Annotated in this window: 18 protein-coding genes; 17 read left to right on the top strand and 1 reads right to left on the bottom strand. The window is 60.5% G+C overall.

Annotated elements, in window-relative coordinates; translation table 11 throughout:
- Window positions 1-63: 63 nt before the first annotated feature.
- The 17 genes from aroB (at window position 64) to DBR47_RS05245 (ending at window position 21,444) form a co-directional block, all read left to right on the top strand.
- Window positions 64-1,209 (top strand): 3-dehydroquinate synthase, encoded by a 1,146-nt coding sequence (aroB, locus tag DBR47_RS05330; RefSeq protein WP_124447658.1) that lies wholly within the window; start codon window positions 64-66, stop codon window positions 1,207-1,209.
- Window positions 1,210-1,296: 87 nt separating this feature from the next.
- Entirely contained in the window at window positions 1,297-2,424 is a 1,128-nt protein-coding gene (locus DBR47_RS05325) for a deoxyguanosinetriphosphate triphosphohydrolase (RefSeq protein ID WP_124447656.1), read from the top strand.
- 76 nt (window positions 2,425-2,500) lie between these two features.
- Window positions 2,501-3,223 (top strand): transposase, encoded by a 723-nt coding sequence (locus DBR47_RS05320; RefSeq protein WP_124447654.1) that lies wholly within the window; start codon window positions 2,501-2,503, stop codon window positions 3,221-3,223.
- A gap of 116 nt (window positions 3,224-3,339) precedes the next feature.
- Complete coding sequence (locus tag DBR47_RS05315) at window positions 3,340-8,085, top strand: glutamate synthase-related protein (protein ID WP_124447652.1); 4,746 nt, start codon at window positions 3,340-3,342, stop codon at window positions 8,083-8,085.
- 47 nt (window positions 8,086-8,132) lie between these two features.
- Entirely contained in the window at window positions 8,133-9,608 is a 1,476-nt protein-coding gene (locus DBR47_RS05310) for a glutamate synthase subunit beta (protein WP_124447650.1), read from the top strand.
- A gap of 311 nt (window positions 9,609-9,919) precedes the next feature.
- A complete protein-coding gene (locus DBR47_RS05305; protein ID WP_124447648.1) occupies window positions 9,920-10,393 on the top strand; it encodes a type IV pilin protein in 474 nt (157 codons plus the stop codon).
- Window positions 10,387-10,998 carry a GspH/FimT family pseudopilin gene (locus DBR47_RS05300; protein ID WP_124447646.1) on the top strand — a complete coding sequence of 204 codons (612 nt, stop codon included), beginning with the start codon at window positions 10,387-10,389 and terminating at the stop codon, window positions 10,996-10,998. Before DBR47_RS05305 ends, DBR47_RS05300 begins: the two co-directional genes overlap by 7 nt.
- A gap of 29 nt (window positions 10,999-11,027) precedes the next feature.
- Window positions 11,028-11,432 carry a type IV pilus modification protein PilV gene (gene pilV, locus DBR47_RS05295; protein ID WP_124447644.1) on the top strand — a complete coding sequence of 135 codons (405 nt, stop codon included), beginning with the start codon at window positions 11,028-11,030 and terminating at the stop codon, window positions 11,430-11,432.
- Between the two features lie 9 nt (window positions 11,433-11,441).
- Window positions 11,442-12,545 (top strand): PilW family protein, encoded by a 1,104-nt coding sequence (locus tag DBR47_RS05290; RefSeq protein WP_124447642.1) that lies wholly within the window; start codon window positions 11,442-11,444, stop codon window positions 12,543-12,545.
- A gap of 8 nt (window positions 12,546-12,553) precedes the next feature.
- On the top strand, window positions 12,554-13,216 hold the full coding sequence (locus DBR47_RS05285) for a hypothetical protein (protein ID WP_124447640.1): 663 nt from the start codon (window positions 12,554-12,556) through the stop codon (window positions 13,214-13,216).
- A 25-nt stretch (window positions 13,217-13,241) separates the two neighbouring features.
- Complete coding sequence (locus DBR47_RS05280; RefSeq protein WP_124447638.1) at window positions 13,242-16,736, top strand: pilus assembly protein; 3,495 nt, start codon at window positions 13,242-13,244, stop codon at window positions 16,734-16,736.
- A 729-nt stretch (window positions 16,737-17,465) separates the two neighbouring features.
- Window positions 17,466-18,305, top strand: a complete 840-nt coding sequence (locus tag DBR47_RS05270) for an ABC transporter ATP-binding protein (RefSeq protein ID WP_124447634.1) — start codon at window positions 17,466-17,468, stop codon at window positions 18,303-18,305.
- Window positions 18,302-19,090 (top strand): lipid asymmetry maintenance ABC transporter permease subunit MlaE, encoded by a 789-nt coding sequence (gene mlaE, locus DBR47_RS05265; RefSeq protein ID WP_124447632.1) that lies wholly within the window; start codon window positions 18,302-18,304, stop codon window positions 19,088-19,090. The genes DBR47_RS05270 and mlaE overlap by 4 nt, the downstream gene beginning before the upstream one ends.
- A 35-nt stretch (window positions 19,091-19,125) precedes the next feature.
- Complete coding sequence (gene mlaD, locus DBR47_RS05260; protein ID WP_124447630.1) at window positions 19,126-19,611, top strand: outer membrane lipid asymmetry maintenance protein MlaD; 486 nt, start codon at window positions 19,126-19,128, stop codon at window positions 19,609-19,611.
- A complete protein-coding gene (locus DBR47_RS05255) occupies window positions 19,608-20,369 on the top strand; it encodes a VacJ family lipoprotein (RefSeq protein ID WP_124447628.1) in 762 nt (253 codons plus the stop codon). Before mlaD ends, DBR47_RS05255 begins: the two co-directional genes overlap by 4 nt.
- A gap of 95 nt (window positions 20,370-20,464) precedes the next feature.
- Complete coding sequence (locus tag DBR47_RS05250; protein ID WP_231512132.1) at window positions 20,465-21,124, top strand: phospholipid-binding protein MlaC; 660 nt, start codon at window positions 20,465-20,467, stop codon at window positions 21,122-21,124.
- Between the two features lie 17 nt (window positions 21,125-21,141).
- A complete protein-coding gene (locus DBR47_RS05245) occupies window positions 21,142-21,444 on the top strand; it encodes a lipid asymmetry maintenance protein MlaB (protein ID WP_197046878.1) in 303 nt (100 codons plus the stop codon).
- 34 nt (window positions 21,445-21,478) lie between these two features.
- Here the strand turns inward: DBR47_RS05245 and DBR47_RS05240 are convergent, their stop codons facing one another.
- Window positions 21,479-22,339, bottom strand: coding sequence for a MurR/RpiR family transcriptional regulator (locus tag DBR47_RS05240; RefSeq protein WP_124447745.1), 861 nt, complete (start codon window positions 22,337-22,339; stop codon window positions 21,479-21,481).

Below are 22,339 nucleotides of genomic sequence, written 5' to 3'. Positions count from 1 at the left end.
GGGCGCCACGGCCAAAGCCATCCCTAAGGCGCGGCAGTCATACGGCCCCGTACACTTAGGCGCATGACTGCCCCCGCACACGCCCCCAACGCCACGCATCCCCCTTCTTCTTCGCCGCAGCTCGGCAGCAGCCACAAGGTATCCATCGCCCTGGATCAACGCGGCTACGACATCTTGATCGGACCAGGCCTGTTGGACGATCCCGCCACTTGGCTTGGCTTGCCCAAGGCTCAGGTCGCTGTCGTCGTGAGCAATGAAACGGTGGCGCCGCTTTATCTGGAGCGACTCAGCCGCCAGTTGCGCGTGCATTACAAGCGAGTCGAAGCCGTGGTCTTGCCCGATGGCGAGGCCTACAAGGACTGGGACTCGCTCAACAAGATCTTTGATCATTTGCTGGCTCAGGCCTGCGACCGCAAGACGGTTCTTTTTGCTCTGGGCGGTGGCGTGATTGGCGATATGACGGGCTTCGCGGCCTCGGTCTATATGCGGGGTGTGCCTTTTGTGCAGGTGCCGACGACTCTGCTGGCGCAGGTGGACTCCTCGGTGGGCGGCAAAACCGCCATCAATCACCCGCTGGGCAAGAACATGATCGGCGCCTTCTACCAGCCTGAACGCGTCATCGCCGATCTGGACAGCCTGGACACCTTGCCGCAGCGGGAACTGTCCGCCGGCCTGGCCGAGGTAATCAAGTACGGCCCGATCGCAGACGCGGAGTTCCTGACTTGGATCGAAGGCAATCTCGACGCTTTGCTGGCGCGCGACAAGGCGGCCTTGGCCTACGCCGTCAAGCGCTGCTGCGAGATCAAGGCCTGGGTGGTGGGGCAGGACGAGCGCGAGCAAGGCCTGCGTGCCATCCTCAATTTCGGCCATACCTTTGGCCACGCCATCGAAACCGGCCTGGGCTACGGCGAGTGGCTGCATGGCGAGGCCGTGGGCTGTGGCATGTTGATGGCTTCTGACTTGTCCGTCAGGCTTGGCCTGATGCCGGCCGAATTCTTGCCTCGTATGCACCGTTTGATTGAGCGGGCGGGCCTGCCTGTCGTGGGGCCGGCGCTGGGGATCGAGCGTTATCTGGAATTGATGAGGGTAGACAAAAAAGCCGAGGCTGGAGAGATCCGCTTCGTGCTGATCGAGGGCTTGGGGCGGGCGACCATGCGTTCGGCGCCGGATTCACTGGTTGCCGAGGTCTTGCAGAGTCACTGCCGCTGAGTGTGCGGGCTGAAGCTGCTGATCCACCCAGGCCCTGTTTCGACGTTGACGCTCATCGCATGACGACAAAGAGAAGGTGCAGCATTTATGGTTCTCGCGGTTTACGCCAGTCACTCCCATCGAAGCCGGGGGCGCCGCTTTCCTGAGCCTCCTGCCCCGACACGCAGCGAGTTCCAACGTGATCGCGACCGCATCATTCACAGCACGGCCTTTCGCCGCCTGGTCTACAAGACCCAGGTCTTCTTGAACCATGAAGGGGACTTGTTTCGCACCCGATTGACCCACTCGCTGGAAGTGGCGCAACTGGGCCGTTCGGTAGGGCGCAGTCTGCGTTTGGATGAAGACCTGGTCGAGGCCATCGCCCTGGCTCACGACCTGGGCCACACGCCCTTCGGCCACGCAGGTCAGGATGTGCTGGACGATTGCATGCGGGCCCATGGCGGTTTCGAGCACAATCTTCAATCCCTGCGGGTGGTGGACAAGTTGGAGCAGCGCTACCCGGCTTTTGACGGGCTCAATCTGAGCTTTGAGGCGCGGGAGGGCATTCTCAAACACTGCGCAAAACGCAATGCCTTGCTGCTGGAGGCGGCCGAGCCCGGCGGGGTGGCGGCGAGGTTTTTACAGGGCGGGCAGCCAAGTTTGGAAGCGCAACTCTGCAATCTGGCCGACGAAGTGGCCTACAACGCGCACGACATCGACGACGGTGTACGTTCCGGCTTGCTGGAGCTGGAGCAGTTGGAAGAGGTGGCTTTGGTGCGGCGCTATCTGCGCGAGGCTTTGGCTGAGTATCCTGCTTTGCAGGGCAAGCGCCTGTTGTTCGAGACCATACGCCGCATGCTCTCGGCCCAGGTTTATGACTTGATTGACGCCAGTGGTGCGGCGCTGAAAGAGGTGGCACCCGCCGATGCCGAGGCCGTGCGTGCCGCGCCGCCCTTGATCCGCTTCAGCCCCGAGATGCGCGCCGCCAGCACCGAGCTCAAGCGTTTTTTGTTCGCCAAGCTCTATCGCCACCCCCAGGTGCAGGAAACTCGCCTGCGCGCTGAACAAGTCTTGCGCGACTTGTTCGAGCTCTACACCGCCGATCCCCGGCAACTGCCCGAAGATTTTTCCGGCGCCGCCGACGCACCTCGCGCCTGTGCCGACTACATCGCCGGCATGACCGACCGCTTCGCCCTGCGCGAGCATCAGCGCCTGACCGGCAAAACCCTGTTCTGATTCGAAATAATGGGGTCAGAGTGAATTTTCTTTGATAATTTGGGCCATCTCATGCCCAAACTGTCATTGAAGAATCATGGCCAGACCCCCTCGACTCGTTCTCCCTGAGCAAGCGCATCACCTGATCCAGCGCGGCAACAACCGTCAGCTGATTGTTCAGGGCGACGCGGATCGCCAGCAGTTCCTGGACATCTTGCGTGACTGCGCCACCACCCACAAGGTCGCCATTCATGCCTATGTTTTGATGGACAACCACATTCATCTGCTTGCGACTCCCGCAGAAGAGCAGGGCCTGAGCCGAATGATGCAATCCCTCGGCCGGCGCTATGTGGCTTGGTACAACTTCAAGTACCAGCGCAGCGGCACGCTGTGGGAGGGGCGATTCCGTGCGGCCTTGATCGAAGGAGAGCACCATTTCATGGCGTGCATGCGCTATATCGAGCTCAATCCGGTGCGGGCCGGCATGTGCGCCGAGGCCTCTGACTTCCCCTGGTCCAGCTGCGCCCATCACCTGGGGCGGCGGGGCGATCCTCTGGTCAATGACCATGCCTTGTTCTGGTCTTTGGGCAACACGCCGTTTGAGCGGGAGTTGGCCTATCGAGAACTGCTGGACCAAGGTGTGGCTGAGGCTGAGCGGCGGCAGCTGACCGAGGCGGTTTTCAAAGGAGTGCCACTTTGCCGCCCCGAATTTCTCAAACAGCTGAGCGAGCAAACGGCGCGCCCCTTGCTTGCTAGGCCCAGAGGGCGCCCCTTGGGTTCGGTCAAAACACCCAAGAAAATTGACTCTGACCCCATTTAATTGGTACGCCTGCGTTGCTCTGGAAATAAATTGACTCTGACCCCATTTATTTCGGCTTGATGCATTTGCTGCGGCGCAGTAATCTCCGTTCACCGATGAATGAACTGGAGTGCGCCATGAGCAAGGCAGCGGATTTTCAAGCTGAGATTCAAGACCTGAGCGAGCACGGCCTGTACCGTCCGCAGAACGAGAAAGATGCCTGCGGCCTGGGTTTTGTGGCCCATATCAAGGGCTTGAAGGCGCACAGCATCGTGCAGCAGGGTCTGAAGATTCTTGAGAATCTGGACCACCGTGGTGCCGTCGGTGCCGACAAGCTGATGGGCGACGGCGCCGGCATCCTGATCCAGATCCCCGACGAGTACTACCGCGCCGAGATGGCCAAGCAGGGAGTCGATTTGCCGCCGCCCGGCGAGTACGGCGTTGGCATGATCTTTCTGCCCAAGGAGCATGCCTCCCGCCTGGCTTGCGAGCAGGAGTTGGCCCGCGCCATCAAGGCCGAGGGTCAGGTCTTGCTGGGTTGGCGCGATGTGCCGGTGGACGCCGAGATGCCCATGTCGCCCACGGTGCGCGAGAAAGAGCCCATCATCCGGCAGATCTTCATCGGCCGTGGCCCAGACATCATTGTTCCCGACGCCCTGGAGCGCAAGCTCTACGTCATCCGCAAGACGGCGTCCAGCGCCATCCAGGCCCTGAACCTGACTCATAGCCGCGAGTACTACGTGCCCAGCATGAGCTGCCGCACGGTGATCTACAAGGGCTTGCTCTTGGCCGACCAGGTGGGCAGCTATTACAAAGACCTTGCCGACCCGCGCGTGGCTTCGGCCATCGCCCTGGTGCACCAGCGCTTCTCCACCAACACCTTCCCCGAGTGGCCGCTGGCTCACCCCTACCGCATGGTGGCGCACAACGGTGAGATCAACACCGTCAAGGGCAACTTCAACTGGATGCGCGCTCGCGAAGGCGTGATGAAGTCGCCGGTGCTGGGGGAGGACCTGAACAAGCTCTATCCCATCAGCTTCGAGCATCAGTCCGACACGGCGACCTTTGATAACGCAATTGAGCTGCTGACCATGGCCGGCTATCCGCTGGCCCATGCCGCCATGATGATGATCCCGGAGGCCTGGGAGCAGCACGAGCAGATGGACCTGCGCCGCCGTGCCTTCTACGAGTACCACGCCGCCATGATGGAGCCCTGGGACGGCCCGGCCGCCATGGTCTTCACCGACGGCCGCCAGGTTTGCGCCGCGCTTGACCGCAACGGCCTTCGGCCCGCCCGCTACTGCATCACCGACGACGATCTGGTCGTGCTGGCCTCCGAGTCCGGCGTGCTGCCCATCCCCGAGAACAAGATCGTCAAGAAGTGGCGTCTGCAGCCGGGCAAGATGTTCCTGATCGATCTGGAGCAGGGCCGCATCATCGATGACGAAGAGCTGAAGAACCAATACGCCAACGCCCGCCCCTACCGCCAGTGGATCGAAAACGTGCGGGTGCGCCTGGACGATATCGAGCTGGCCGATGTGAGCCCGGCCGCGTTTGAGGCCAGCTTGCTGGACCGCCAGCAAGCCTTCGGCTTCACCCAGGAAGACCTCAAATTCCTGCTGGCCCCCATGGCCAGCCAGGGTGAGGAGGCCATCGGCTCCATGGGCAATGACTCGCCCCTGGCCGTGCTCTCCAGCAAGAACAAGCCGCTGTTCAACTACTTCAAGCAGCTGTTCGCGCAGGTGACCAACCCGCCTATCGACCCGATTCGCGAGAACATCGTGATGTCGCTCAACAGCTTCATCGGCCCCAAGCCGAACCTGTTGGATATCAATGCCGTCAACCCGCCCATGCGCCTGGAAGTGGCCCAACCCGTGCTGGACTTCAAGGACATGGCTCGCCTGCGCCAGATCGAAGCCCACACCAACGGCAAGTTCAAGAGCCATGAGTTGGACATCACCTATCCCAAGGCCTGGGGCAACGAGGGTGTTGAAGCTCAGCTGGCCTCGCTGTGCGCCGAGAGCGTGGACGCGATCAAGAGCGGCCACAACATCCTCATCATCACCGACCGTCGCCTGAGCGCCGGCCGAGTGGCCATCCCCGCGCTCTTGGCCTTGTCGGCCATCCACCACCATCTGGTGCGTGCCGGCCTGCGCACCACCGCTGGCCTGGTGGTGGAGACCGGCTGCGCTCGCGAGGTTCATCACTTCGCCGTGTTGGCCGGCTTTGGTGCCGAGGCGGTTCACCCCTATCTGGCACTGGAGACGCTGAGCGAGATCGCGGCGGAGTTGCCCGGCAATTTGAGCGCAGACAAAGCCATCTACAACTACATCAAGGCGGTGGGCAAAGGTCTGTCCAAGATCATGTCCAAGATGGGCATCTCCACCTATATGTCTTACTGCGGCGCGCAGATCTTCGAGGCCATCGGCCTGAAGAGCGACTTTGTGGAGAAGTACTTCCGCGGCACGCCCACCCAGGTGGGCGGCATCGGCGTCTTCGAGGTGGCCGAGGAAGCCATCCGCTTGCACACGGCCGCTTTTGGTGACGACCCCGTGCTGGCCAGCATGCTGGACGCCGGTGGCGAATACGCTTGGCGCGCCCGCGGTGAAGAACATATGTGGACGCCGGACGCCATCGCCAAGCTGCAGCACAGCGCCCGCAGCGGCAAGTTCGAGACCTACAAGGAATACGCCCAGATCATCAACGATCAAAGCAAGCGCCATATGACCTTGCGCGGCCTGTTCGAGTTCAAGTTCGACCCGACGAAAGCCATCCCGCTGGAGGAGGTCGAGTCCGCCAAGGAAATCGTCAAGCGCTTCGCCACCGGCGCCATGTCCCTGGGCTCCATCAGCACCGAGGCCCATGCCACCCTGGCCGTGGCGATGAACCGCATCGGTGGCAAGAGCAATACCGGCGAGGGCGGTGAAGACCCGGCGCGCTATCGCAATGAATTGAAGGGCATCAAGATCACTTCAGGCACCAAGGTGTCGGACGTGGTCGGCAACAAGGTCATCGCGGTCGACTACGAGCTGCAGGACGGCGACTCCCTGCGCTCCAAGATCAAGCAAGTGGCTTCGGGCCGTTTCGGCGTGACGACCGAGTACCTGGTCAGTGCCGATCAGATCCAGATCAAGATGGCCCAAGGCGCCAAGCCGGGTGAGGGCGGCCAGCTGCCTGGGGGCAAGGTCAGCGAGTACATCGGTTTCCTGCGTTACTCCGTGCCCGGCGTGGGCCTGATTTCGCCCCCGCCCCACCATGACATCTACTCCATCGAGGACCTGGCTCAGCTGATCCACGACCTGAAGAACGTCAACCCCAAGGCCGATATCTCGGTCAAGCTGGTGTCTGAGGTGGGCGTGGGCACGGTGGCCACCGGTGTGGCCAAGGCCAAGGCGGACCATATCGTGATCGCCGGTCATGACGGTGGCACGGGCGCCTCGCCCTGGTCGTCCATCAAGCACTGCGGCACGCCCTGGGAGCTGGGCCTGGCCGAAGCGCAACAGACCCTGGTGTTGAACCGCCTGCGCGGCCGCGTGCGGGTGCAGACCGATGGTCAGCTGAAGACGGGCCGCGACGTGGTCATCGGTGCCTTGCTGGGTGCCGACGAGTTCGGCTTCGCCACCGCGCCCCTGGTGGCCGAGGGTTGCATCATGATGCGCAAATGCCATCTGAACACCTGCCCGGTGGGCGTGGCCACGCAAGACCCGGTGCTGCGCGCCAAGTTCACCGGCAAGCCCGAGCATGTGGTGAACTTCTTCTTCTTCATCGCCGAAGAAGCGCGCCAGATCATGGCCCAGCTGGGCATCCGCAAGTTCGAAGATCTGGTTGGCCGCAGCGATCTGCTAGACACCCGCAAAGGCATCTCGCACTGGAAGGCAAAGGGCCTGGACTTCGCGCGAGTCTTCCATCGCCCGACGGTGCCGGCCGACGTGGCCCGCATCCACAACGATGTGCAAGACCACGGTCTGGACCGTGCCCTGGACGTCAAGCTGATCGAGAAGTGTCTGCCCGCCTTCGAGCGCGGCGAGAAGGTGCAGTTCATGCAGGAGGTGACGAATGTGCGCCGCACCGTGGGCGCTATGCTCTCGGGCGAGCTGATCCGCCGCCGCCCCGAAGGCCTGCCCGACCACACCATCTTCATCCAGATGGAAGGCACGGGCGGCCAGAGCTATGCCGCCTTCCTGGCTCAGGGCATAACTTTCTATCTGATCGGTGATGCCAACGACTACACCGGCAAAGGCTTGTCCGGCGGCCGTGTGGTGGTGCGCCCCTCGATCGAGTTCCGTGGCGACGCGACCAAGAACATCATCGTCGGCAACACCGTCTTGTACGGTGCGACCCGTGGCGAGGCCTTCTTCCGTGGCGTGGCGGGCGAGCGCTTCGCGGTGCGACTCTCCGGCGCTTCCGCCGTGGTGGAGGGCACCGGCGACCATGGTTGCGAGTACATGACCGGCGGCACCGTGGCCGTGCTGGGCAAGACGGGCCGCAACTTCGCGGCCGGCATGAGCGGCGGTATCGCCTACGTGTTCGACGAAGACGGCCAGTTCGCCAAGCGCTGCAATACCAGCATGGTGGCGCTGGACAAATTGCTGCCCGCGCATGAGCAAGAAGCGACGGTTGACCGCGCCATCTGGCACCACCTGGGTGACGCCGAAGCGCAGACCGACGAAGCCATCCTGAAGAAGATGCTGGAAGACCATCATCGCTGGACCGGCAGCCAACGTGCCCGCGACATCCTCGACCACTGGGCCGATTCGCGTGCCAAGTTCGTCAAGGTGTTCCCGCACGAGTACCGCCGCGCCCTGGGCGAGATCCATGCGGCCAAGGAAGCGGCGCAGACCATTGCTCAGGCGGCCAAGCCCAACGCTGTGGTCAAGGCCTGAGCCCCGCCGCCGACGCGGTGAATCAAAAGAATCGAAGGACCAAGATCATGGGAAAAGTCACCGGCTTCATGGAGTACGAGCGTTTGGACGAGGGCTATGAGCCCGTCCCCGCACGCCTGAAGAACTACAAGGAATTCGTCATCGGTCTGAACGCCGATCAAGCCAAGCAGCAGGGCGCGCGCTGCATGGACTGCGGCACGCCGTTTTGCAATAACGGCTGCCCGGTGAACAACATCATCCCGGACTTCAACGACCTCGTGTACCGCGGCCGTAGCGAAGACTGGGCCAATGCCATCACCATTCTGCACAGCACCAATAACTTCCCCGAGTTCACCGGCCGCATCTGCCCCGCGCCCTGCGAGGCGGCCTGCACGCTGAACGTGAATGACGACGCCGTTGGCATCAAGTCCATCGAGCACGCCATCATCGACCGGGCCTGGGCCGAAGGCTGGGTCAAGCCCCAGCCGCCCAAGCGCAAGACCGGCAAGACGGTCGCCGTCGTCGGCTCCGGCCCCGCTGGTCTGGCCGCGGCTCAGCAATTGGCCCGCGCCGGCCACAGCGTCACTGTGTTCGAGAAGAACGACCGCGTCGGTGGCCTGCTGCGTTACGGCATCCCCGACTTCAAGATGGAGAAGAGCCATATCGACCGCCGCGTCGCGCAGATGGAGGCCGAGGGCGTGGTCTTCCGCACTGGCGTGCTGGTGGGCGCGCTGCCCGAGGGCTCCAAGGTCACCAACTGGGCCAAGGACAGCATCAGCGCTGATGAACTGAAGAGTCAGTTCGACGCCGTGCTGCTCAGCGGCGGCAGCGAGGGCTCGCGCGATCTGCCAGCCCCGGGCCGCGAACTCTCAGGCATCCATTTCGCGATGGAGTTCCTGCCCCAGCAGAACAAGGTCAATGCCGGTGACAAGCTCAAGGGCCAGATCCGCGCCGACGGCAAGCATGTGATCGTCATCGGCGGTGGCGACACCGGCAGCGATTGCGTGGGCACCAGCAACCGCCATGGCGCCAAGAGCGTGACCCAGTTCGAGGTGATGCCCCAGCCGCCCGAGGTGGAAGACCGCCCGCTGACCTGGCCATACTGGCCGCTCAAGCTGCGCACCTCCAGCAGCCACGAAGAAGGCTGCGAGCGCGAGTTCGCCATCTCCACCAAGGAATTCATTGGCGAGAAGGGCAAGCTGACCGGCGTCAAGACGGTGCGGGTCGAATGGCAGAGCGGCAAGATGGTCGAGGTACCCGGCTCCGAGCAGATCTTGAAGGCCGACTTGGTCTTCCTGGCCATGGGTTTTGTGGCTCCGGTGGCCACGGTGCTGGAGGCCTTTGGCGTCAACAAAGATGCGCGCGGCAATGCCAAGGCCTCGGTGGACTTCATCGGTGGCTACCAGACCAATGTGCCCAAGGTGTTCGCCGCTGGCGATATGCGGCGTGGCCAAAGCCTGGTCGTCTGGGCCATCCGCGAAGGCCGCCAAGCGGCGCGAGCGGTGGATGAGTTCTTGATGGGCGTGAGCGACTTGCCGCGCTGAGCAAGCCCAGGGGGGAAGCTCCTCCGCACTGAAAAGCCATTGAAAAGCCACCCTTGGGTGGCTTTTTTCTTGGCGCCAAGACTTGGCGAACTGGGCAAGATCGCCCGGTGGTGTTGCGTTCAGGTTGCAAGCCTGGGCGGTTTTGACCGTTCGTCGCAAGTGCCCCCGCGCCTGTCGCGTCATGGCTTTGAAGTGAGCAATATTGCACAGTCTTCGGGGTCCAAGCTGCCGACAATCCTTCTAACAGACACGCTCGCCGGTCCGATTTGAAGACGATTTTCCGTCCCGAATGAGCAGACAAAAGGTTCCACATGCATCCCATCCAACCCCGCATTCCCTCTTGCGCCCCGCGCGGCTTCACCCTGGTGGAGTTGATGATTGTGGTGGCCATTGTGGGCATCTTGGCGGCCGTGGCCTTGCCGTCTTACAAGGACTACATCCGTCGTGGCACCTTGCCCGAGGCCTTCTCACAATTGGCGGATTACCGGATCAAGCTGGAACAGTATTACCAGGACAACCGCAATTACGGTGGCGCCGCTTGTGCGGATGCAGCCGGTGCTCCGGCCTGGGCAAATTTCGCTCCTAGCAGTGCCCGCAATTTTTCGTATGCCTGCGTTACTTCGAACGGTGGGCAAGGCTATACCGTGACTGCCACGGGTAAGAGCGGCACTGCGGCTCTGGGCCATGTCTTCACCATCAATCATTCCAACGCACAGACCACCACCTTGTTCAAGGGTGACGCCACCAACAAGAGTTGCTGGTTGTCTCGTGGCAGTGAATGCTGATCATGCGCACACAGGCTAGCCGTGGGCTGACCCTGATCGAGTTGATCGTCACGGTGACGATTGTCTCGGTGCTGTTGGCAATGGCGGTTCCCTCCGCGGCGGTCTGGATCCGCAATACACAGATCCGCAATGTTGCAACATCGCTTCTTGCTGGCGTGCAGCGCGCGCGCGCCGAGGCCATTCGTCGCAATGAGCCGGTGCAGTTCTCCTTGGTCAGTCTGAGCAATGTGGCGGTGATGGACAACAGCTGCGCGGTGTCTCAGTCGGGGGCATCTTGGGTGGTCAGTCTTGATAGCCCGGAGGGTAAGTGTGCTGAGCCGGTTTCTGAAACGGTAAGCCCTCGTATCTTGGACAAGCAGGCCGGCGGAGCTTCGGCCGAAAAAGTTTCTGTGGCGGGACTCAATGCTGCAGCCGGCGATGCATCCCTCTTGCAGTTTGATGGGTTTGGGCGGCCCGTTGGGCTCAACAGCATTGCTGTGATCTCGGTTGACAACGAAAGCCCAGGCGACGACTACCGCGCCTTAAGGATAGTCATTGGCTCCGGCGGAACCACGCGGCTTTGCGAGCCCAAGGTCACGGCAGCCTCAGATCCGCGAATTTGCTGACGGTGGCGGCGGACGCTCAGGAGTTGAAATTGAAAGTCAAAGCACAGTCCTTCCAGCGCAATCATCAGCATGGCTTTGCCATGTTCGAAGCTTTGATTGCCCTATTGATTTGCGCCATGGGCGTGTTGGGTGTTGTCGGCTTGCAAGCTTCAATGACTCGTGCGCAAACCTCGGCGACTTTTCGTGCTGAGGCCTCGTTTCTTGCGCAGTCCTTGATAGGGGAAATGTGGTCAGACCGCGCCAATCTGGCCCAGTACGACAGCACAACCTGCGGTGCAGCTTGTACCGCCTGGCAGGACCGTTTGGCCGCGCGCTTGCCGAGCGGAACGTCTACCGTGACTGTTAGCGCTGCCGGTGTTGTCACCATCGTAATTCGTTGGACGCAACCGGGTGAATCGACCAATCAGTTCTCCACGGCCACTTCCATTACCTGATGTGATGCCATGAAATTCAATTCTCTAGCTCTTCACGCCCCTCTTTCGGGTCGACGCAAGACCGCAAAGGGTGTGTCGCTGATCGAGTTGATGGTGGGCATGCTGTTGGGCTTGGTCGTGGTGTTGGTTGTGGCGCAGGTGTTGTCTTTCGCTGAGGGGCAAAAACGCACCAGCACCAGCGGTTCAGATGCGCAGGTCAATGGTGCTCTGGCTTTGTACAGTTTGCAGCGCGAAATTCAGATGGCGGGGTACGGCCTGACGAATGACAAGGCCGGACTAGGTTGTCCCATTCACGCCAATCACTCAACCACGGGCAATTTTGTGTGGAATCTTGTGCCCGCCTTGATTCAAGACGGAGCCAATGGCGCGCCAGACACCATCACCGTGATGTCGGCCAGTCGAAACTTCTCTGTTCCCTTGCAGGTGACGGTCGATCACTTGGCCGCCGCGGATCGATTCGTGGTTCGCTCAGCCGTTGGCGTCAATGTAGGTGATATGTTGATCGCACTGCCGTCTGCCTACGATGCGGCCTCAAATTGGTGCAGTGCCTTCAATGTTTCGGCCATTCTCAATACCAACCAATTGCAGCATACGGGTGGCGTTTGGAATGAGAGCCTGGCGACTGTGTTTCCGGCAAACGGCTATTTGGCTGGAACCCAGTTGCTCAATACAGGGCAGTTGGTCAGTCGGACTTTCAGTGTTTCGGCTGACTATGTTTTGCGTCAGCAAACTTTGGGTCTGGCCTCGGGTGCGGCGAGCACCGAGGACTTGTTTCCGCAAATCGTCAATTTGCAGGCCATGTATGGCAAAGATACCGATGGCGACGGTGTTGTGGATGCTTATGACAACGGGACTCCGACGACCAATGCGGGTTGGCGTCAAGTGCTGTCCGTGCGCATTGCCTTGGTGGCGCGCAGTGTCAGCTATCAAAAAGAAGAGGTCAGCCTGAACGCGCCGCAATGGGATGTTGGCTCTGCCGTCAATGTCGCAGGTGCGGTGGACTGCAATGGCAGCAGGTGTATCAATATGAAGGTGGAGGGTGTTCCTGACTGGAAACACTACCGCTACAGGGTCTACGACGTGGTTGTGCCCTTGCGCAATATGTTGTGGTGAAGGCTGCTATGAAAAACCGTCAGACGAGATTCAAACTTCACGGTCGACAGCATGGGCTGTCCTTGCTGTTTGCCTTGATGGCCTTGGTGGTCTTGACTCTTGCCGCAGTGGCCTTGGTTCGCTCGGTAGATACGGGGTCCTTGGTCATTGGCAATCTGGGCTTTAAGCAAGATGCGACTTCGGCGGCCGGCCAAGCCGCTGAGCAAGCGCTGACATGGCTGAACACCAATGCAGGGCAAACATTGCGAGGCGATGTGGCGGCGGCTGGCTATTACGCATCCAGCCGTGATTCTTTGGATGTAACAGGGCATATGAGTACAGCCTCAAATCGGGCTGTCGTTGATTGGACAGGCGATGGTTGTTCCCTGTATCCAGCCGGCAGCTTTGGGACTTGTGTGGCTGCGTCGCCAGAAATCGTCCTCAATGGCGGTAACAACCGAGCGCGCTACGTCATCACTCGTTTGTGCGCCGTCGAGGGAAATCCTGCGGCGATTGACTGTGCGTTCCCTCTAGGCGCGGCAATGACTTCAGGCGGAAACAAGGGATCGGTCGACTACAAGCAAGGCAAGGCCGTTATTGCCGTCAACAATCTGCAGTATTACCGCATCGTTGTGCGTGCCCAAGGGCCGCGCGGAACTGTCGCGTTTACTGAAACCATTGTCCAGATGTAAGTCTTCGGACTTCGGGAGTATCAGCATGAATCTATTCAAAATTCCCCATGCCCTGGCCTGCAGTCTTTTGCTCTTGGCCCTGTCTTGGCAAAACTGTTTTGCCGGTACGGCTGACATCTCGGACAAGCCGCTTGGCACCATGTCCAACGGCACTTTGGTGCGTAGCAATCTGATGTTTGTCTTGGATAATTCCGGCTCCATGTCCTGGAATTTTCTGCCCGATGATGCTCAACGCAATAACGTTTGTTTTGGGGCCGTTTCCGACAATCTTGTATTTTACGACCCCACCCGAACTTACGATCCCCCCTTGAAATCCGACGGTACACTGATGGCAAATGCCTCGTTCACCTCGGCTTGGAATGATGGGTATAACACCAGTTCGGGCAGTAATACGAATCTAAGCAATAACAATCCTGAGACTCCCGATGTCTTAGGCCCCATTATTGATACGAATACGAGCTCATCCACGGCATCTCCCTGTGGTAAATCGACATCCAGCAGTTGCGCCTTGCCGCGCCCCAATCCAAGGACTTCTAGTTACTGGGACGGCACCAACACTATCACTACGACGGTCCTGGTTGAGCGTGTCAACGCGCCAGGTAAGACTTGCAATAGCTCAACTAGCAATAGTTGCGCTTTGAAAACGACAACCACCCAGGTGACGAATGCTGGCCAGGCCGGTCCATTTCTTTGGGCGACGCGCAAGGCCAGCGCGCCGGCAGGGAGTTGTTTGGACAATGATTTTGATATCGTGCGAGCCAGTTCCTCGCTCACGGCTGCGCAGAAAACCAATTACGCAAATTGGTATTCTTACTACAGAACTCGCATGCTGGCCATTCGTGCAGGTGCAGGTCGGGCCTTTGCGCTTATTGACGCTACGCGTTTTCGTGTCGGCTTCTCGAGAATCAGCGATTATGCCAATGGCGGCTCGGATAGTACCGGATTCTTGAATATTCGAGATTACGACAGCGGTACTCAAAAGGTTGATTTCTTCACCCGGCTCTACGGCACGTCCGGTACAAGTAACACACCCTTGCGGCCGGCCTTGGCTCGGGCAGGACGATACTTTGCCAACCGCTTGTCTGGGCAATCCGATCCGATGCAGTATTCCTGCCAGCGAAACTACACAATTCTTTCCACCGACGGCTATTGGAATCAGGATTCCGCCGCTCCCTTGAATGTTTCAGGGGGAAGTGGCGTTGGAAATCTGGACGGCGATTCGTCTGTGGATCGTCCCATGCGTGACCAGTTGAGCATTGGCGAAACCTTGGCCGATGTGGCCATGTATTACTACATGACCGATCTGCGTACACCTGCTCTGGGTAATTGCAATGGTGCGGTCTCAGGGCAGACAGTATGTGATAACAATGTGCCAAGTGACGGAAAAAAGGATACAAACTCGGCCCAGCACATGACGACCTTTACCATGGGCCTGGGTTTGAATGGAACTTTGCGTTATGACAAAAACTATGAAACCCAGTCCAGCGGTGATTTTTTTGACCTGAAGCAAGGCAATAAAAATTGGCCTGATCCGATCAACAACGTCAATGAAGAGCGTATCGATGACCTCTGGCACGCAGCTGTGAATGGGCGCGGTGTCTATTACAGCGCCAAGAATTCGGCTGATATGGCGGCAAGCCTGGTAGATGCCTTGACCAAAATTGACGCGACGACCGGCAGTTCGGCGGCCGCTGCGACCAGCTCGCTGACACCTTCGGCTGGCGACGACTGGCTGTTCATTCCTGTTTACACCACCAAGACCTGGGACGGCACGGTTAACGCACACAAGATCAATACGGCAAGCGGTGAGGTTATCAATCCCAGCACCCCTGTTTGGTCGGCGGCTTCGCGTATCAAGGGCCAGGGGACCCGCAGTATTCTGTTCCGAGGAGGTTCAGCCGCGAGCGGCCTTGCCGAGTTCACCGAGCCCAATCTTCGTTCAGCAGGTTTCGCAAGTGCTTTTGATAGTTTGTGTGCCAGCGGTAGTTTCAGACTTTCGCAATGCGCGTCTCTGAGTTCCGCAGCACAGGCAAAGGTCACAGCCACCAATGTGGTCGACTTTCTGCGAGGTAATAGCAGCTACGAGCAATCGGCCGCTGCCTTGGATGACCAGTTGTTCCGCATTCGTAGCAGCCCGATGGGTGACATCGTCAACGGTGCTCCGGTCTATGTGAAAAAGCCGCCCCTGAGTTATGCCGACGGCTATGCCACCTATGCCCATGATCAGATGAACCGCCAAGGTGTCCTGTATGTCGCTGCCAACGATGGCATGCTGCATGCATTGAAGGTCAGCGAAGACAGCACCGGAGGCACCGAGTTGTGGGCTTATGTGCCTTCCATGGTGATTTCAGACATGTATGTCTTGGCGGACGCCAGGTACGAGACTTTGCATCGCTTTTATGTAGATGGCGCGCCCGTGGTCTCCGACGTTTACGACGGCAGCAAGTGGCGGACCATTTTGATCGGCGGCTTGGGCAAAGGGGGGCGCGGTTACTACGCGCTTGATGTGACGGACCCCAATGCTCCCGTTTCGCTTTGGGAGTACACCGATACCGATCTTGGCTACACCTTTGGCAATCCCATCATCACCAAGAACAAGGCGGGCACGTGGGTGGTCGCTTTCAGTTCGGGTTACAACAATGTCAGTCCAGGGGATGGCAAGGGCTACCTCTACGTTCTTGACGCCGTCGCAGGCACTTTGATCAGCAAGGTGGGTACAGGCGCGGGCGACACCGGAACGCCTAGCAATCTCGGCAAGATCAATGCCTGGGTGGATGATGACAAGCTCAATATTGCCTCCCGTATTTATGGCGGGGATATGTTGGGCAATGTGTGGCGCTTTGACTTTGATGACAATTACGCCCCCACGGGCCGCGAGGCAGTCCTGGTGGGTAAGACGGGGTCAAACCAACCGATCACGACCAAGCCCGTGCTGAGCGAGATTGTGTCCGGGCAGTACAAATACCCCGTGATCTCGGTGGCCACGGGTCGCTACCTCGGCACCACGGACGTGGGAGATACGGCGACTCAGTCGATCTACACCTTCAAGGATCAACTCGCCACGACAGGCCTGGGCGCACTGCGCAGCAATGCTGGCATGGTGAAGCAAACCCTTAAGGCAGACCGTAGTGGCCTTTTGAACCCGTCGACCGTGAACTGGGCGACTCAGCTGGGTTGGTATGTGGACTTGAATCTGACGACCGGTGAGCGGGTTAACGTCGACTTCGATCAGCAACTCAATCAGCTGATCGTCGCCAGCAATATTCCCACGCCTACGGTTTGCTCGCCGGGAGGTACCTCATGGCTGTACTACCTGGATGTCGGTAGCGGCACGCCCTTGCTGGCTTACTCAGGCACGACTTTGGTGGCGGGTATCACGTCTATTGTTGGCTCGACGGGCAAACTGATCACCTTGATTCAAGGTGTGGATGGCAAAAACGTGGCGCGCAACGGTGCGGAAGTGACACCGCCGACCATGGGAAGTATGCGTAGAACATCGTGGCGAGAGTTGATGAATTGATCCAGAGGCCATGGGCTCCTTCCCCCTCGCGTCGCTGGGTGCTTGGGGGCTTGCTCGCCTTGGTCCTCGCCATCCACCTGACGTTTGCCACAGTGCTTGAGTTTGGGTCTCCACCCTCTCAAGCTTCTCCAAAGCCTGTCGCGATTCGTCTGTCGCAGGGCCTCGTCAGTGGCGGCGCCGGACAGGTTCCGCAAAGCAAGCCTGAGATAGCGTCCTTAGCATCCACGGACTTCAGGCTTGAACCCCTGGCGCCGGCTGAAGGCTTGTCTGAGCGGGCCATGCTTGAGGTCCAGGGGGAAGTTGCACCAGTGGCGGATGAACTGGACTACTGGCCTCGTCCACTTCTGACGCAAGCGCCCACAGCTCAACAGGCGCCAGAGCTGGAGTGGCCCAAGGAGGCTAGCGCCTTGATCGGTAGCTATATTGGGGTTCTGAGGCTCTTCATTGATGAGGCGGGGGCGGTGCAAAGTGTCCAAATGGACGACCCCCCATTGCCAGAGCCCCTGGCTTTGGCGGCGAAGCGCGCCTTTCTCTCGCTGCGGTTTCGACCCGGGGAGTTGAATGGTCAGCAGGTCAAGTCATGGATGCGTGTTGAGGTCCGATTCGACGCCGAGCCGGGAATTTCGTCCACTCCGATGGGGTCCTAGGCCCGCCCTCAGCAGCCCTCGGGTGTTTCCCCTATGATGTCGCTTTCGTCCATCGGGCCTGGGGTCCGACTGCCCGAGGCTCATGGCGTCTACCACCTACTTGAATTCCACTGAAGAAGAAACCGCTCTGATCGAGTTGCGCGATGTCAGCTGCGGCTATGGCGACCGGGTGATTCTGGAGTCGGTCAATCTGAAGGTGCGGCGTGGCAAGGTGCTGGCCTTGATCGGCACTTCGGGTGGCGGCAAGACCACGGTCTTGCGGCTCTTGGGGCGGCAGATTCGGCCCTTCAAGGGTCAGGTCTTGTTCGATGGTCAAGATCTGGCGCAGCTGGGTGGCGATCAACTCTACGCCGTGCGTCGCCGTATGGGCATGCTGTTCCAATTCGGCGCCTTGTTCACCGATCTCTCGGTGTTCGAGAACGTGGCCTTCCCCTTGCGCGAGCACACCAAGCTGCCCGAGGCCATGATCCGCGATCTGGTGCTGATGAAGCTCAATGCGGTGGGCCTGCGCGGTGTGCGCGACTTGATGCCGTCTGAGGTGTCGGGTGGCATGGCGCGCCGGGTAGCCTTGGCGCGGGCCATCGCCCTGGACCCGGACCTGGTTTTGTACGACGAGCCTTTCGCCGGCCTGGACCCGATTTCCCTGGGTGTGGCGGCGCGGCTGATTCGAGATTTGAATGATGCGCTTGGCCTGACCAGCATCATTGTTTCCCATGATTTGCATGAAACCTTTGCCATCGCCGACGAGGTGGCCATGATTGCCAACGGCCGTGTGGTGGCCCAAGGCACGCCGGATGAGCTGCGGCATAGCGCGGATCCCTTGGTCAAGCAGTTTGTGGGCGCCCACGCCGATGGCCCGGTGCGCTTTCATCAGCCCGCCACGCCGGTCGCGCAGGACTTTGGCCTGGAGCAGGACGTATGAGCGGCCGGCCCAATTTTCTGGCCAGGCTGGGCCTGGCCACGCGCGAGCAGCTGGCCAGCGTGGGCGCTGGTGCGCGCTTGCTGACGCAGATCCTGGCGCGTTCACCCCAGGCTTTGCTGCGTTTTGGCCTGGTGCGCGACCAGGTCTATTTTTTGGGCAACCGCTCGCTGTCCATCATCGGCGTGTCGGGCCTGTTCGTTGGCTTTGTGCTGGCGCTGCAGGGTTATTACACCTTGCAACGTTATGGTTCGGCCGAGGCCGTGGGCCTGTTGGTAGCCTTGAGTCTGGTGCGCGAGCTGGGGCCCGTGGTGGCCGCCTTGCTGTTTGCTGGCCGGGCCGGTACTTCGTTAACGGCCGAGATCGGTTTGATGAAGGCCGGCGAGCAATTGACCGCCATGGAGATGATGGCCGTGGACCCGCTGACCCGGGTGCTGGCGCCACGATTCTGGGGCGGGGTGATTGCCATGCCCTTGCTGGCGGCCTTGTTCTCGGCCATCGGCGTGATCGGCGGTTGGCTGGTGGCAGTCGTGCTGATCGGCATCGACGCCGGTGCCTTCTGGTCGCAGATGCAGGGCGGGGTGGATGTGTTCGCCGACGTTGGCAATGGCGTGGTCAAGAGCCTTGTGTTTGGCGTGACCGTGACCTTTGTGGCCTTGTTGCAAGGCTATGCCTGCAAGCCCACGCCCGAAGGCGTGGCTCAGGCCACGACGCGGACCGTGGTGGTTTCATCCTTGGCGGTGTTGGCACTGGACTTTGTGCTGACGGCCATGATGTTCTCCATCTGAGAATTTTTTGAATTAGCTAGTTTTTGGAGTACGGCATGCAAGCCTCTCGACATGATGCGGCGGTCGGTTTTTTTGTCCTCTTGGGCGGCGCCGCCTTGCTGTTCCTGGCCCTCAAGGCCGGCAATCTGCTGAGCCTGAACTTTGACGAAACCTACCAGGTGACGGCCAAGTTCGACAATATCGGCGGTCTCAAGGCCAATGCCGCGGTGAAGAGCGCGGGTGTGGTCATCGGCCGGGTGGAGTCCATCAATTTCGATGACAAAAGCTTTCAGGCCAAGGTCACGCTGAACCTGCAGAAGAAGATGGCCTTCCCCAAGGACAGCTCGGCCAAGATCCTGACGGCCGGCCTACTGGGCGAGCAGTACATTGGCCTGGAGCCCGGTGCCGACGAGAAGAATCTGGTGGCCGGCGACAGCATCAAGCAGACCCAGTCCGCCGTGGTGCTGGAGAACCTGATCGGCCAGTTCCTCTACAACAAGGCGGCCGATAGCGGGTCGTCAGCTGGCGGAGCCAAGCCATGAGGGCAGGCCTCGCCCCTGTCCTACGCGCCTTCGTGCTGCTGTGCATGGCCTTGATGCTCAGTGCTTGCGCCAATCTGCGTGGCCCCGGCGCGCCGGGCCAGAAATTGGACCCTTGGGAGTCTTGGAACCGCAAGGTCTTCAGCTTCAACGATGCGATTGACGAGCATGTGCTGGTGCCGGTGGCCACGGCTTATCGAGACATCGTGCCCGCGCCCGTCCGTCTGTCCATCGACAACTTTTTTGGCAACGTCAACGATGCTTGGTCCACCGTCAATCTGTTCTTGCAAGGGCGCTTGAAGGCAGGGGTGGAACAGGGCATGCGCTTTGCGGTCAATACCGTGTTGGGTTTTGGCGGCCTGATCGATGTCTCCACCGAGGTGGGTCTCGAGAAGAAGAGTGAAGACCTGGGCAAGACCTTTGGCCGCTGGGGCCTGGGTACCGGCGCCTACATCGTCTGGCCGATCTTCGGCCCCTCCTCGGTGCGAGACAGCCTGGCCTTGCCCTGGGACTATGCCGCTTCGCCCTCGCTGGTGTTCAAGGAGGGCTCGGCCAAGGTGGCGATTTACAGCTTGCAAACCATCAATGCGCGCTCCAACTTCCTGCGTGCCAGCCAGATGCTGGAAGGCATTGCTCTGGACAAATACACCTTCTACCGCGATGCCTATCTGCAGCGTCGCGGCAGCTTCAGCGATGACGACGAGTACGAAGTGCTGACGCCGGAGAAGCCGCCTGCAGAGAATCCCCAAGCCGGTCCCTGAGTTCTGAGCGAATTCTTGTGAACCCAAGCAAGGCCTGCGGCGTTCTAGCTAAGGCCTTCCGACCGAACGATTGAAGAATGAAAGAGCAGACAGCAATGAATGCAAGCAAACGAGACCTGTTGAAGCGCGGATTCTTCTCCGCCACCCTGGCCGCTGGCCTGATCTGGGCTGCGGCCCTGCCGGCACAGGCGGCGGACGCCAATGCCGCACCGGATCAACTGATCCGCCAGCTCTCGCTGGAGACCCTGGATGCGGTCAAGTCCGACAAAGCCATTCAGGCCGGTGATATTCAAAAAATCATCAACCTGGTCGACACCAAGGTCATGCCCCATGTGAACTTCCAGCGCATGACCTCCTCGGCCGTGGGCCGCTTCTGGCGCCAGGCCACGCCCGCCCAGCAGCAGCGCCTGCAGGAAGAGTTCAAGACCTTGCTGGTGCGTACCTATGCCGGCGCGCTGACCCAGGTGAAGGATCAGACCATCGCGCTCAAGCCCCTGCGTGCCAGCGCAGATGACACCGAGGTGGTGGTGAAGACAGAGATCCGCGGCAAGGGTGACCCGATCCAGCTGGACTACCGCCTGGAAAAGTCTTCCGGCCTGTGGAAGATTTATGACGTCAATGTGCTGGGCATCTGGCTGGCCGATCAGTACCGCAACAGCTTTGCGCAAGAGATCGGTGCCAATGGCATCGACGGCCTGATCAAGACCTTGGCCGACAAGAATCAGAAGGCCGCAGCCGGTAACGGCAAGGCCTGAGCCAGCGCTGCATGCCCATGCTCAAACTGCCTGCCTCCGTTCGCTTAGAGCAGCTGCCCACGCTGTGGACGGCCCTGCAAGCCAGTCTGCGGGCCGAGGCCGCGCAGGTGCGCAGCGCCGCCGGTGCGCAGCTGCGCATCAGCGCGGCGGATCTGCAAGACTTTGATTCCGGCGTGCTGACGCTTTTGATCAGCGCGGCCCGTCTATGCGCCCAGGAGGGCGTGCAGCTGCAGCTGCACGAGGTGCCGGCCAAGCTGCAAGAGCTGGCCCGGGTCTACGGCGTGGCCGAGTTGCTGTGGCCGGAGTTGCTGCCGGCCTGAACCCTGCGGGCGGCCTGCAAGCCGCCCGACACGATCAGTTCGCGTAACGCTTGCTGCGCAGATTGCGTTTGATCTCCTGCAGCATGGGCCTCAGCGTCTGCCCCAGACGCAGGGCCACGCCCGTGGTCAAAATATCGACCGCGATCAGATGCAAAAGCCGCGAGACCATGGGGCTGTAGCGGTCGTAGTCTTCCGGGTGGTCCACCGCCAGCAAGATCTGACCCTGGCTTTGGCCCAAGGCCGCCAGGGGCGAGCCGCTGGCGGTGATGATGATGATGGTCGCCCCCTTTTTGCGTGCGATCTCGGCGGCGTCCAGCAGGTCGCGGCTGCGACCGGAGTTGCTGATGACGACGGCGCAATCGCCCGCCTGCAACATGGTGGCGCTCATCAATTGCACATGGCCGTCGCTGCAGGCGGCGGTGTTGATGCCCAGGCGGAAAAACTTGTGCTGCGCGTCCTGCGCCACGATGCCCGAGTTACCCACGCCATAAAACTCGATGCGGCGGTTGTTGCGCGCGCTCTCGGCCAGGGCGTTGATAGCGCGCTCAAACGCATGGCTGGCGGCGTCGTTGCGGTAGTGCAGCAGGGCGGCCACCGCGTTGTCCACCACCTTGACGATCAGGTCGCCCGGCTTCTCATCCTCATCCACCGCGCGGTGCACAAAGGGCACGCCTTCGTTGACGCTGCCGGCCAGCTTGCGCTTGAAGTCGGCCAGGCCGTCATAGCCCACGCTGCGGCAAAAGCGCACCACCGTGGGCTTGGAGACATGGGCCCGGTCGGCCAGCTCGCTGACCGGCAGATTGGCGAAGCCGCGCGCATCGTTCAGCAAGAGCTTGGCCACGCGCTGCTCGGCCGGCGGCAGGGCCGGCAGAGCGGCCTTCACGCGCTCCAGGAT

Origin of the sequence: Paucibacter sp. KBW04 (assembly GCF_003852425.1) — a bacterium.
GTDB lineage: Bacteria > Pseudomonadota > Gammaproteobacteria > Burkholderiales > Burkholderiaceae_C > Paucibacter_A.
The sequence above is the reverse complement of the archived record's forward strand: the minus strand, read 5'-3'. Positions and strand labels throughout refer to the sequence as shown.